At 74.3% G+C, this 12750-nt stretch carries 12 protein-coding genes; 8 read left to right on the top strand and 4 right to left on the bottom strand.

Annotation, left to right across the window (positions count from 1 at the left end):
- Nucleotides 1-15 precede the first annotated feature (15 nt).
- Together ACF068_RS24920 and ACF068_RS24915 are read right to left on the bottom strand one after the other, a co-directional pair.
- Complete coding sequence (locus tag ACF068_RS24920) at nucleotides 16-468, bottom strand: peptidase inhibitor family I36 protein (RefSeq protein ID WP_392276514.1); 453 nt, start codon at nucleotides 466-468, stop codon at nucleotides 16-18.
- Nucleotides 469-734: 266 nt separating this feature from the next.
- Nucleotides 735-2345, bottom strand: coding sequence for an MFS transporter (locus ACF068_RS24915; RefSeq protein WP_392276513.1), 1611 nt, complete (start codon nucleotides 2343-2345; stop codon nucleotides 735-737).
- A 116-nt stretch (nucleotides 2346-2461) separates the two neighbouring features.
- Here ACF068_RS24915 and ACF068_RS24910 point away from each other — a divergent pair, with 116 nt between their 5' ends.
- The 7 genes from ACF068_RS24910 (at nucleotide 2462) to ACF068_RS24880 (ending at nucleotide 10312) form a co-directional block, all read left to right on the top strand.
- The gene (locus tag ACF068_RS24910) at nucleotides 2462-3139 is read left to right on the top strand and encodes a TetR/AcrR family transcriptional regulator (RefSeq protein ID WP_392276512.1); all 678 of its coding nucleotides are present in this window, start codon (nucleotides 2462-2464) and stop codon (nucleotides 3137-3139) included.
- A 239-nt stretch (nucleotides 3140-3378) separates the two neighbouring features.
- Nucleotides 3379-4590, top strand: coding sequence for an alpha/beta hydrolase (locus ACF068_RS24905; RefSeq protein WP_392276511.1), 1212 nt, complete (start codon nucleotides 3379-3381; stop codon nucleotides 4588-4590).
- A gap of 106 nt (nucleotides 4591-4696) precedes the next feature.
- Nucleotides 4697-5563, top strand: a complete 867-nt coding sequence (locus tag ACF068_RS24900; RefSeq protein WP_392276510.1) for a DUF4429 domain-containing protein — start codon at nucleotides 4697-4699, stop codon at nucleotides 5561-5563.
- 167 nt (nucleotides 5564-5730) lie between these two features.
- Complete coding sequence (locus tag ACF068_RS24895) at nucleotides 5731-7023, top strand: sensor histidine kinase (RefSeq protein WP_392276509.1); 1293 nt, start codon at nucleotides 5731-5733, stop codon at nucleotides 7021-7023.
- Nucleotides 7020-7697: a response regulator gene (locus ACF068_RS24890; protein ID WP_392276508.1), complete on the top strand. Its 678-nt coding sequence runs from the start codon at nucleotides 7020-7022 to the stop codon at nucleotides 7695-7697. The genes ACF068_RS24895 and ACF068_RS24890 overlap by 4 nt, the downstream gene beginning before the upstream one ends.
- Nucleotides 7698-8060: 363 nt before the next feature.
- Nucleotides 8061-9050: an alpha/beta hydrolase gene (locus tag ACF068_RS24885; RefSeq protein WP_392276681.1), complete on the top strand. Its 990-nt coding sequence runs from the start codon at nucleotides 8061-8063 to the stop codon at nucleotides 9048-9050.
- A complete protein-coding gene (locus ACF068_RS24880) occupies nucleotides 9047-10312 on the top strand; it encodes an acyltransferase (RefSeq protein ID WP_392276507.1) in 1266 nt (421 codons plus the stop codon). Before ACF068_RS24885 ends, ACF068_RS24880 begins: the two co-directional genes overlap by 4 nt.
- 5 nt (nucleotides 10313-10317) lie before the next feature.
- Here ACF068_RS24880 and ACF068_RS24875 read toward each other — a convergent pair whose 3' ends face one another.
- Together ACF068_RS24875 and ACF068_RS24870 are read right to left on the bottom strand one after the other, a co-directional pair.
- Nucleotides 10318-11334, bottom strand: a complete 1017-nt coding sequence (locus tag ACF068_RS24875; protein ID WP_392276506.1) for an aldo/keto reductase — start codon at nucleotides 11332-11334, stop codon at nucleotides 10318-10320.
- Complete coding sequence (locus ACF068_RS24870; protein WP_392276505.1) at nucleotides 11331-11798, bottom strand: MerR family transcriptional regulator; 468 nt, start codon at nucleotides 11796-11798, stop codon at nucleotides 11331-11333. Before ACF068_RS24870 ends, ACF068_RS24875 begins: the two co-directional genes overlap by 4 nt.
- Nucleotides 11799-11884: 86 nt before the next feature.
- Here ACF068_RS24870 and ACF068_RS24865 point away from each other — a divergent pair, with 86 nt between their 5' ends.
- Nucleotides 11885-12730, top strand: a complete 846-nt coding sequence (locus ACF068_RS24865) for a serine hydrolase domain-containing protein (RefSeq protein WP_392276504.1) — start codon at nucleotides 11885-11887, stop codon at nucleotides 12728-12730.
- Nucleotides 12731-12750 lie beyond the last annotated feature (20 nt).

The following is a 12750-nucleotide window of genomic DNA, read 5'->3' as shown; positions in this document are numbered from 1 at the left end:
CCCGGGTGCCCGGGCTCATGTCTCCCACACCTTGAAAGCCCGTACCTTGTACGGCGATTGGGGCACCCAGGTGCCGCCGCCCGGATACGTCTCGAACTCGCCGGTCTCCGCGCACTCGGCGGACTGGTAGGTGGTGACGGGTCGTCCGGTGCGGTTGGCGAGGGACGCCGCGGACGATCCGGCCGGCAGCGGGACGCACGCATCGATGTCGAGGTCGGCCAGCTCATGGGTCTGCCGGGCACCCCGGAAGCCCTCCTTCGCCCACAGGCACAACTGCCCGGCGTCACAGGGCCCGAGCCGGGGCGGCGCGGCGGCCCCCCGCTCGGCGGCCCCCCGCTCGACGGACACCGGAGCGACGGACACGGGCGCGGCGGTCACCGGCGCGGCGGCCCCGACCACGGACGCGGCGAGGGCACCGGCCGTGAGAGCGACGGTGACGGCGGTGGTGAGAACGGTCGTGGAACGCATGGGAACCCCCCGTGGACGACTGACGATCACGTACGACCATCCTCACGCTCCGTCACCGTCTGGGGAAGGATTCCGGGACGGATCCACCCGCATGGGTGACGCAGCGCGACCGGGTGACGCCCCACGACCACAGCCACGTCCACAGCCACCCGCACAGCCACAGCCACCCGCACAGGCACGGCCACGACCACAACCACGACGAGGGCCCCGCAGCGGACGCGCCGCGGGGCCCTCGTCGTGCGCCGGGCAGGACCCGGCCGGGGAGCTCAGATATGGGCGCCGCCCGCGCCCGCCTCCGCGTTCTCACCGCGCTTGGTCAGCGTGGCCACCAGCGCCGCGACGACCGCCACGACGCCCGCGACCGTGAAGGCCAGGCCCATGCCGGAGAGGAAGGTGTCGTGGATGACGCCGCCGATCTTCGCGAGCAGGTCCGGCGTCATCCCGGGGGCCTTCGCCAGCTCGGCCGGAACGGCACCGAACTCCGCCGCCTGCTCCAGCCGCGGGTCGGGCGGGACCGGGATGCCGGCGTCCTTCCAGTTGCCGGCGAACTCGGCGTTCACCTTGGAGGACATGACCGCGCCCAGCACCGCCGTACCGAGCGCGCCGCCGACCTGCATGGCGGCCTGCTGGAGACCGCCGGCCACACCGGACAGCTCCAGCGGAGCGTTGCCCACGATGACCTCCGTGGCGCCCACCATGACCGGGGCGAGGCCGAGGCCCAGCAGGGCGAACCAGAGGGACATGGCCAGGGTGCCGGTGCCCTCGGTCAGGGTGATCATGCCGAACATGGCGGCCGCGGTGCACACCATGCCGCCCACCAGCGGGACCCGGGGGCCGAACTTGGTGATGAGCGCGCCCGCCAGCGGCGAGGAGACGATCATCATGGCCGTCAGCGGCAGCAGGTGCAGGCCGCTGTCGACCGGGCTGAGTCCCTTGACGCCCTGGAGGTAGAAGGTGACGAAGAACAGCCCGCCCATGAAGGCGAAGGCCATCAGCACCATCAGCACGGTGCCCGCCGACAGCGGTACCGAGCGGAACATGCCCAGCGGGATGAGCGGTTCCGCGACCTTCGTCTCCCAGACGGCGAACAGGGCGAAGAGGACCACCGCGCCCAGCAGGCACAGCCAGGTGTTGCCGCCGTCCCAGCCCCAGGACTCGCCGGCCTTGATCAGGCCGAAGACCAGGGACCCCATCGCGGCGGACAGCAGCAGGATGCCGGGGACGTCGAAGGAGCGGGGCGCGTTCTCCGCGCGGTGGTCCTTGAGGATCACCAGGCCCAGCGCCAGGGCGACCACCCCGACCGGCACGTTGATGAAGAACACGGACTGCCAGCTCACGTGCTCCACGAGGAGGCCGCCGAGGATGGGGCCGCCCGCGGTGGAGGCGCCGATGACCATGCCCCAGATGCCGATGGCCATGTTCAGCTTCTCGGCCGGGAAGGTGGCGCGCAGCAGGCCGAGCGCGGCCGGCATCAGCAGGGCGCCGAAGACGCCCTGGAGCACCCGGAAGGCGATCACGAGGGCGATCGAGTCGGACATGCCGATCGCGGCGGAGGCGGCGGCGAAGCCCGCGATGCCGATGAGGAACGTCTGGCGGTGACCGAACCGGTCCCCGAGCTTGCCCGCGGTGATCAGCGCCACGGCGAGGGCGAGCAGATAGCTGTTGGTGATCCACTGGACGTCGGCGAGTGACGCGCCGAGGTCCCGCTGGATCGCGGGGTTGGCGATCGCGACGATCGTGCCGTCGAGCGCGACCATCATCACGCCGACCGCCACGGCGAACAGCGTCAGCCAGGGGTGGCCGCGCAGGCCCCTGCCCGGTCCCGGCACGGGGTCCTGGCCCTGCGGCGACTTCTGGATGGTGGTCCTACTAGTCATACGAGCGAGGCTAGTGTCAGCGACTGACAATTGACAAAGGGTTTCATACGCCGGTAACTGTCGCGTCGCTCACAGGTAGCCTGAGCAGCCGGAAATGGCAGAAAGAGGACCATGACGTGACGCCCGAGCAGCCGACCACCGCCGGGAGGCCGGCGCCCGCCGGGCTGCGTGAGCGCAAGAAGCAGCGCACCCGCGACGCCCTGCTGCGCGCCGCGCTGGAGCTGTTCACCACCCGGGGGTACGAGCGGACGACGGTCGACGAGATCGTCGACGCCGTGGACGTGTCGCAGCGCACCTTCTTCCGCTACTTCGCCAGCAAGGAGGAGGTCGCCTTCGCCGTCCAGCACATGGTCGAGCGGCACTTCCTGACCGCCCTGCGCGAGCGCCCCGCGCACGAGGCGCCGCTGGAGGCGATGCGCAACGCCGTGCTGTCCGCCTGGGACACGATCGGCGAGGCGATCATGGAGCTCGTGCCGATCGAGCTGTACCTGCGCACCTTCCAGGTGATCGAGTCGACCCCGGCCCTCCTCGCCGTCCACCTGCGGCGCTCCATCGAGATGGAGGAGACCATCGCCGAGCTGATCGCCGCACGGGAGGGCCTGGACGTGGACGCCGATCCGCGCCCGCGTGTGGCCGTCGCCGCGTTCAGCGGCGTCATGCGGATCACCGGGCAGCTCTGGGGGCGCGGCGCGGACGCGTCCCTGGAGGCGATCCGGACGCTCACCGAGACGTACCTGGACCATCTGGGCCCGGCGCTCGCCGCCGACTGGCGCGCCCCTGGCGCACGGAGGTGACGCCCGGGCGCCCGCACCCTCCCCCGCGCCCTCCCCCCCCGCCCTCACCCGCACCGGGCCATGCGCCTTGCCGGGCCTCGCGTCTTTACCGGGCCTTTCCTCACGCGGCTTTTATATAGGGCGTGTTGACGCCCGGCGCGTACGGGGAGTGAGCGCACTACCCCGATGAGCCACTCTCACGCGTGATGTACGTCACCCTCCTCGCGACGCCCCTCGCACGTCTCCTAGGGTGTCCCGCAGTGACTTCCTTCGACTCCTCCCCCACGCTCCAGGTGTGGCGCGCACTGCTCGCCCTCGCCGTGGTCTTCGTCCTCCTCATGACGACCGGCTGGACCGCGATCCGCCATCACCGCGGGCCGGGAGAGCCGCGCGAGGCCGCGCTCGCCGCGTGGCGGGACGACCGGATAGGCACCCGGGACCTTCCCGATCCCGCGTCCCCGCCGTCCGTACTCGCCGCGTTCTTCGGCTCGCTGAGCCCCCGTCAGCGCGACCGGCTCGCCGCCGAGCACCCGCTCGTCGTGGGCAACCTCGACGGCGTCCCCGTCACCGTCCGCTACCGGGCCAACCGGCACGCGCTGCGCGCCGCGCTGGAGGCCGAGCGGAAGCGGGTGGAGGACGGTCGGCTGTCCCCGGAGGGGCACCTGGAGGCCGTCCGGCGCACGCACCGGTTCGCCTCCCTGATGCGCGCCGACCGGCAGGTCCTGGCCTTCGACCCGTCCGGCAAGGGCCGTGTCGCCGAGGTCTTCGGCGACCTCGACCGGGCCGAGCACGTCTCGGTGGTCGTCCCGGGCGTCGACACCAACCTGCTCACGTTCCAGAAGACCGCCCGCAAATACTCGGCCCCCGCCGGGATGGCCGAATCGCTGTACGCCGCCGAGCGCGCCGCCTCCCCCGCCACCCGTACCGCCGTGATCGCCTGGGCCGACTACACCGCGCCCGTCGGCGTCGGCATGGACGCGGCCATCGGGCGGCTCGCCGAGACGGGGGCGAACCGGCTGGTCGGCCTCACCTCCGCGCTGCCCGGCGACTCCCGGGTGGCGCTGTTCTGCCACAGCTACGGCTCCGTGGTGTGCGGGGTCGCCGCCCGCCGGCTGCCCTCCCGGGTGGTGGACGTCGCGGTGGCCGGGAGCCCCGGAATGCGGGCCGAGACGGCGTCCGCACTGGGCACCGGAGCCCGGGTGTGGGCCATGCGGGACGCCGACGACTGGATCGCCGGGGTGCCGTACCTGGAGGTCGGCGGGCTGGGGCACGGCGCCGATCCGGTGGCGCCGGAGTTCGGGGCCCGGGTGCTGTCCGCGGCGGGCGCGGTGGGCCACGCCGGGTACTTCGAGCCCGGTACGGAGAGCCTCCGCAACTTCGCAGACATAGGCGTCGGCTCGTACCGTACGGTCCGCTGTGAGGGCGACCCGTACGGCTGCCGCAGCGGAATCTCCGGCACGAGCACGGTCTGACGCGCGTAGAGGCGCGTGGAGCGCCGCCCCGGCCCACAAGTCTCCGGGCGACCCCGCGCGTCTCCGGGGGGCGACGCGCGGGCGCCCGCCGCATACGATGAGGCGCATGGGTGATGTGCTGGCCGGAATTCATGCCACCTGGGAGTTCGAACCCGACGCCGTGCTCATCCGCTTCGAACGGGGGATCCGCGCACCGAAGCTCTACCAGGCGCTGCGCGAGCGACGCATCCCGCACGAAGCGTTGGCGTCGGTGACCCTCTCCCCTGGCAGACGCGGCACGGTCGTGCTGCACGCGGTCCCGAGGGCGGGAGCCGATCCGCTGATGGAGGCGGCCGCGGGCCAGCTCAAGGACGCCTGCGACCCGTACCGGCTGGTGCTGCCGGCCGAGCGGGAGACCCTCGCCGAGTACTACGCCGACGAGCTGCGCGCCCTGCTCGGGCCGGACGCCGGGGAGCCGGCCGACCGGTTCCTGGTCGCCGCCCCCGAGGCGCCGCTCCAGTTCAAGGCGTACGACGGCAAGGCGTCCTTCGACGGTGGCCAGGTGGCGTTCCGCTGGTTCTGGACCGGCGCGTCGTCCGCCAAGTGGAAGGCCGGCGACCAGTCCTTCTCCGTACGGGAGCTGAGCGGGGTCGAGTGGCGCTCGCCCGACGTCTTCGACGGCTACCTCCGGCTGCTGCGGCGCGGCCACGCGGGCGACGTCCAGCCGGCGCAGGCGGACCAGGACCCGGCGGCAGTCGTCTTCGGGCTGGGTTACGGGCCCGTGCACGAGTCCCTGCCGTTCGCCGCGGCGGTCCTCGCCGCGGTCCGGGACGCGGGCGGGCTGCCCGTGCCGGTGCCCGCCGCGGTGACGGCGGGACGCGACCCGGCGGTGATCGCGGAGCGCATACGGCACCTGGGCGAGCTGTACCAGGCGGGCCTGGTGACGGACGAGGAGTTCGCCGCGAAGAAGGCCCAGCTCCTCGCGGAGCTGTGACCCCGGGGTCCCGGGAGGCCGCCGGGCCCGGCCTGCCCGGGCCCGGCGGATCCGGAGCCGGCGGAGGCCCGCCCCGGCGGGGCGGTGGGGTCGTACCGGGGTAGGGGGTGGGAACCGGCACTCCGGTATGACGCCGGGTGGCCGGCCGCTGCCTAGGCTGGCGGATCATGCGTACCAATCTCCCGCTCTCCCGACTGCGCGGTTCGGCACGCGCGCTGGGGCTCGCCGTCACCACGCCGACCGAGGGCGCGGAGCCGCTGCTCGCGCGGGCGGCCTCGCCCTGGCTGCGGAGGCTGCCGTACGCCGTCGCCTTCGGGTTCGTCGCCACGCTGCTGCCGGTCACCGTCACCGTCCTCGTCGGCGACTACCGGGTCAACGGCGCTGTCGCCGGGGCCCTGGCGACCGCGCAGACCGTGCCGCTGCTGCTCGCCGTGAGGCGTCCGCTCCAGGCGTGGTGGATCGTCATGGCCGCCGATGTGCTGGGCGCGCTGTTCCTGCTCGGTGCCGACGGCGTGGCCGGCCGGGCGTGGCCGTGGACGCCGATGATCGTGGTCGGCCGCCTGGCACTGATGGCGGCCCTGGGGCTGCGCGAGCCGCGCCGCACGCTGCTGGGCGTGTGGCTGGTGACCGGCGCGGCGGGGTTCCTCTTCGAGCTGATCTCGCCGACCCGCAGCGACGGCATCCACCTGCTGCTGTTCATCCTCAGCGGGGCCGTGCTGCTGCTGACGGCGTCGCTGCGGGAGCGCGGGGACGCGCAACGGCGGCTCGTCGAGCAGGAGACGATCAGTGAGGCCGAGCGTGCGCGGCGCACCCTGCTGGAGGAACGGGCCCGCATCGCGCGGGAGTTGCACGACGTGGTGGCCCACCACATGTCGGTGATCACCGTGCAGGCGGACTCGGCGCCGTACCGGATCGAGGGGCTGCCGGCGGCGGCGTGCGAGGAGTTCTCGACGATCGCCGCGTCCGCGCGCGAGTCGCTGGCCGAGATGCGGCGGCTGCTGGCGGTGCTGCGCAGTGAGGGCGCGGAGGGCGAACGGGCACCGCAGCCGGGGCTGGAGCGGGTGCAGCAGCTCGTGGAGGCGACGGTACGGGCGGGGGTGCCCGCCGAGCTGGCGATGCCGGCCGGGCTGGGTGCCGTGCCGCCGGCGGTGGACCTGTCCGCGTACCGGATCGTGCAGGAGGCGCTCGCCAACGTGGTGCGGCACGCGCCGGGCGCGCCGACGCGCGTGTCGGTGTCGGTGTCGGCGGACAGCGACCGGCTGACGGTGCTGGTCGTCAACGGGCCCCTGGAGCAGGCAAGTTCACCCCTGGAGACGTCCGGTACGGGGCACGGGCTGGTCGGCATGCGGGAGCGCGTACGGTTGACCGGCGGCACCCTCGACACCGGGCCGCTGCCCGACGGCGGTTTCCGTGTCGCGGCCTGTCTGCCCCTCACCCCCGCTCCGGAGGAACCCGCGTGACCATCCGCGTGATCATCGTCGACGACCAGGCCATGGTGCGCGCGGGATTCGCCGCGCTGCTGTCGGCGCAGCCGGACATCGACGTGGTCGGGGAGGCGCCGGACGGCCGCGAGGGGGTGGCCGTGGCCCGCTCGACACACCCCGACGTGGTCCTGATGGACGTCCGGATGCCGGAGATGGACGGCCTGGCGGCGGCGCGGGAGATCCTGTCACCGCCGCCGGGGGTCGTGCACCTGCCGAAGGTGCTGATGCTCACCACCTTCGACGTGGACGACTACGTGTACGAGGCGCTGCGCGCCGGTGCGTCCGGGTTCCTGCTGAAGGACGCCCCGCCGGCGGACCTGATCGGCGCGGTACGGGTGGTGGCGGCCGGCGAGGCGCTGCTGGCGCCGTCCGTGACGCGCCGCCTGATCGCCGACTTCGCCGCCTCCCGCCCGGCCCCGCGCCGGGACCGCTCGCTGCGCCTCAACGGCCTGACGCCCCGGGAGACGGAGGTGCTGGAGCTGATCGCCCGGGGCCTGTCGAACCAGGAGATAGCCGGCCGGCTGGTCCTCGCCGAGCAGACGGTGAAGACGCACTTCGGGCGCGTGCTGTCCAAGCTGGACCTCCGCGACCGGGCGCAAGCGGTGATCTTCGCCTACGAGTCTGGCCTGGTCACCCCGGGCGACGCCTAGGTCGTGTCCGCAAAGTCTCGCCTGGCCCGCGGCGTCCTGCACGCTCCCTGGGACACGACCCGGAGCGCCCCGGGCCGGTCCGCCGGCCCCGTCCGGCCCACCGCTCTCGTACACCCCCTACCCGGGTACCACCCGGCAGTTGGCTCCTCGGGGTGACGTCCTGCCGGAGGCCGCCTCCTTACCTTCCTCTCGCCGCACAGGACGAGGGAAGCAGAGGGGGGCGTCATGCGCCGCTGGAAGAAGGCCCGCACGGACAGCACCGTCGACACGGTCGGCACCGACCACACGGTCGGCGCCGGCCAGCCGGAGGGCACCGGCCGCGGCGGCAGGCGCTGGGGAAGGGCGCTGACCGCCGTCCTGCTCATGGGCGTGGTCGTCGGCGGGACCGCCGGGTGGGCCGCCGGGAGCGGGCAGCGGGCGGTGACCGGGCCGCCGCCGGGGAGCGAGGCGTGGCGGGACGACACGTCGCTGGGGCGGGCGCTGCCCGATCCGGCGACCGCCACGCCCCGTGAGGTGGCGGCCTTCTTCCGGACCCTGCCGGCCGCACGGCAGAAGGACCTGGCGCGCCGTCACCCCACCGTCGTGGGCAACCTCGACGGGGCCCCGGTCGCCCTCCGCTACGAGGCCAACGCGACCGCCCTGCGGCGTGATCCCCGGTTCGCGCACCTCGCCGGGCGGCAGGTCCTGGCGTTCGACCCGCGCGGGCGCGGCCAGGTGGCCGAGGTACTCGGGGACCTGGCGCACAGCCGCCACGTCGCCGTCGTCGTACCGGGGTCGGACATCGACGCGGGGACGTACGACCGGGCCGGCGACCCGTACGGCACGCCCGCCGGGATGGCGAGGCAGCTCCGGACCGCCGCGCCGGGCACCGCCGTCATCGCGTGGGCCGGGTACACCACGCCCGTCGGGGTGGGCCTGGACGCCGCGACCGGCGAGCTCGCGGAGGCGGGCGCGCAGCGGCTGGCCCGCCTCACCGACGGGCTCGCCGCCCAGGGCGTCCCGGCGCCCGCCGTGTTCTGCCACAGCTACGGCTCCGTGGTCTGCGGGCTGGCCGCCCCCCGGCTGGGGGCCCGTGACCTGGTGGTCCTCGGCTCCCCCGGGATGCGCGCCGGCACCGTCACCGACCTGCGCACCACCGCCCGGGTGTGGGCCGCGAAGGACCCGTCGGACTGGATCTCCAAGGTGCCGAACGTCCGGTTCCTGGGCCTCGGCCACGGCGCCGACCCGGCCGGCCCCGACTTCGGCGCCCGCCCCGTGCCGGCCGCCGACGCGCACGGCCACACCGGCTACTTCGCGCCGGGCACCGAGTCCCTGCGTACCTTCGCCGCCATCGCCCGGGGAGACGTCCGATGAAGACCCTCGCCCCCACCCGCGCCACCGCCCGCCGCTCCCGTCCCGCCTCCGCCGCCGCCCGCGCCACCGCCTCCGCGTCCGCCCTGGCCCGCCGGATCGACGCCCGGACGCCGGCCCACCGCGACCGTGCCGTCGACGGGCTGCGTGCCCTGGCGCTGCTCGCCGTCCCCACCGGCCACTGGCTCCTCGGCGGTTTCACGCTCGACGGCGAGGGGGCGATCCACAACGCCAGCCCGCTGTCCGCCTTCGGGTTCTTCGCGCCCCTGAGCTGGGGGCTCCAGATGCTGGGGATCTTCTTCCTGGTCGGCGGGTACGCGGCCGTCCTGTCGTACGACGGGCGCCCGGGTTCCACCGGCGCGTGGCTCAAGGGGCGGATCGCCCGGCTCGGCCGTCCCGTCCTCGGTGTCACGGCCGTGTGGGCCGTCCTGGTCGCGGCCCTGGGCGTGGCGGGCGTCCCGGGCGACACGCTGCGCACCGGGGCGACACTCGTCGTCCAGCCGCTGTGGTTCGTCGGGGTGTACCTGGTGGTGACCGCCCTGACCCCGTACTGCGTCCGCGCCGCCCGCCGGCTCGGTGTGTGGGCGGCCGCCCCGCTGCTCGCCTCGGTCGCCGTGGTGGACGTCCTCCGCTACGGCCCGTACGCGGACGCCGTGCCGTCCTGGCTGGGCCTGCTGAACCTCCTGCCCGGCTGGCTCTTCGCCTACCAGCTCGGCGTCTCGTGGGGCGTGCGGCGGGTCGGCCGGCGGGAGGCGTGGGCGCTGCTGCTCGGCGGCGCGGCCCTGTTCGCCACGCTCCTGCTCGCGTTCCACTACCCCGCCTCGATGGTCGGCGTCCCCGGGGAGGCCCGTACCAACTCCCACCCGCCGTCGCTGCTCGTCCTGGCGCTGGCGGCGGCACAGAGCGGCGCGGCGGTCCTGCTGCGCGACCGGCTGGGGGCGCTGCTGCGCCGCCCCGCGCTGTGGGCGCCGGTGGTCGTGGTCAACCTGTCGGCGATGACGATCCTGTGCTGGCACCAGACCGCGATGCTGGCGGCGGCCGTGCCCGCGTCCTTCGCCGGCGCGGTGCCGGGGCTGACGACCACGCCCGACACCCTCGGCTGGATCCCGGCGCGGCTGGCGTGGATGCCGCTGTTCGCGGGGCTGCTGCTGGTGATCGGGCGGTACGCGCGGGGCTTCGAGACCCCGTGGACGCACGCCACCGCCGCCCGCCGCTCGGCCGCGGGTCTGCTGGCGGCGGGCTTCGCGGTGTACGCGCTCACCTGAGCCGGTCAGGACTCCCGGGCGGCCGAGGTGGACGACATGTCCGGGTAGCGGTCGCCGGCGACCCGGTCGGCGAGGGGTTCCAGGGCGGCCAGTTCCCGTTCGGTGAGGGTGATCCGGGTGGCGGCCGCGTTCTCCAGCAGGCGGGCGCGCTTGCGAGTGCCGGGGATGGGCACCACGGCCAGGCCGTGCACCTCCGCCCGCTGCTGCACCCAGGCGAGCGCGACCTGGGCGGGGGTGGCTCCGTGGGCCTTGGCGACGGCGCGGACGGGCTCCAGCAGGGCGGCGTTGCGGCGGGCGTTGTCGCCGGTGAAGCGCGGCTGGTGCTGCCGGAAGTCGCCGTCCGTCAGGTCCGTGGCCGCGTCGGCGAACGCCCCGGTGAGGAAGCCGCGGCCGAGGGGCGAGTACGGCACGAACGCCACGCCCAGTTCCGCCGCCGCGCCCACCGCGCTGCGCTCGACGTCCCGGGAGAACAGGGACCACTCGGACTGGAGGGCGGTGATCGGGTGCACGGCGTGCGCCTCGCGCAGTTCCGCGCCGGTCACCTCGCTCAGGCCCAGGTGCTTGACCAGGCCGCGCTCCACCAGCTCGGCCATGGCGCCGACGGACTCGGCGAGCGGCACGGCGGGGTCGCGGCGGTGCATGTAGTAGAGGTCGATGACGTCGACGCCGAGGCGCCGGAGGCTGCCCTCGACGGCGGACCTGATGTACGCGGGGTCGTTGCGGACGCGCCGGTACCGCGGGTCGTCGGTGCGCTCGACGGCGAACTTGGTGGCGAGGGTGATCTCGTCGCGGTGCTTCGCGACGAACGGCGCGAGGAACTCCTCGTTGGCGCCGCGGCCGTAGATGTCGGCGGTGTCGATCAGGGTGACGCCGGCCTCCAGGGCGGCGTCGAGGGTGTCGCGGGCCGCCGCTTCGTCGGTGTCGCCGTAGAACTCGCTGATGCCCATGGCGCCGAAGCCCTGGACGCCCACCAGCGGGCCTCCGGTGCCCAGGCGTACGGTCGCGATCTTTTCCGTGCTCATGCGGTCCTCTCCGGGGCCCGTCGGGCACCCGCATAGAAGTCGATCTTGTAGTCGAGTACGGCGAGCGTGTCCTGGAGCTCCGCGATGCGGGACCGCACGTCCCGGCGCGTGGCCTCCAGCAGCTCCTGCCGCTTGTCGAAGGTGTGCTCGCCCTCGCGCACCAGCTCCGCGTAGCGGACCATGTCCGCCACCGGCATGCCGGTCAGCCGCAGCTTGCCGACGAACGCGAGCCAGTCCAGGTCCTTGTTGGTGAAGCGGCGCTGGCCGGTGTGGGACCGGTCGACGTGCGGCATCAGCCCGATCCGCTCGTACCAGCGCAGGGTGTGCGCGGTGAGCCCGGTCCAGGCCGCCACCTCGCTGATCGTGTAGCGGTCCTGCCCGGCGGGGCGCGGGTGCGGGGGCGGGGCGGAGACGCAGAACTCGCGGCGCCCGGTCCGTACGGGAATGCTCTCGATCACCGTCATGCCCCCACGCTAGGACCTTGGAGTGCACTCGAAGCAAGCCTCGGCCCGGGGAAGTCCCGGCGGGGCGCGGAGTTACGCTCGTCCCCATGCGAAGCGTGGCGATGATCGAGAACTGGCCGGTGGAGAACGCGGCGGCGGCCGTCGTGCGGGCGGACGGCACGGTGGCCGGGGCGCACGGCCCCACCGGCCGGCGGTTCCCGCTGGCGTCGGTGACCAAGCCGCTCGCCGCGTACGCCGTGCTCGTGGCGTACGAGGAGGGGGCGGTCGAGCTCGACGAGCCGGCCGGGCCCGAGGGGTCCACGGTGCGGCACCTGCTGGCGCACACGTCGGGCCTGGCGTTCGACGAGCACCGGGTGATGGCGGCGCCGGGGACCCGGCGGATCTACTCCAACGCCGGGTTCGAGGTGCTGGGCGACCATGTCGCGAAGGCCACGGACATCCCGTTCGCCGAATACCTGCGCCAGGCGGTGCTGGAGCCGCTGGGCATGGCGGACACGGCACTCGACGGCTCGCCCGCGAAGGACGCCGTGTCGACGGTCGACGACCTGGTGCGGTTCGCCGCCGAGGTGCAGGCGCCCCGGCTGCTGGACCCGCGCACGGTGCTGGAGGCCATGACGGTGGTCCACCCCGGGCTGACGGGCATCCTGCCCGGGTACGGCCACCAGCGGCCGAACGACTGGGGCCTGGGCTTCGAGATCCGGAACGGCAAGTCGCCGCACTGGACGGGCGCTTCGTCCTCGCCGCGCGCCTTCGGCCACTTCGGCCAGTCGGGCACCTTCCTGTGGATCGACCCGGACGCCGCGTGGGCGGACGGCGGCGGCACGGGGGGGGCCTGCGTCGCCCTGAGCGACCGGGCGTTCGGTCCGTGGGCGGTCGAGGCGTGGCCACCGTTCACGGACGCGGTGCTGGCGGAACTCCGCGCGGCGCGCTGAGCGCCCGCCACTCTAGAATC

The organism is Streptomyces sp. NPDC016309 (genome assembly GCF_043077235.1).
Lineage (GTDB): Bacteria > Actinomycetota > Actinomycetes > Streptomycetales > Streptomycetaceae > Streptomyces.
Note: the sequence above shows the minus strand (reverse complement) of the source record. Positions and strands in the feature narration are given on the sequence as shown.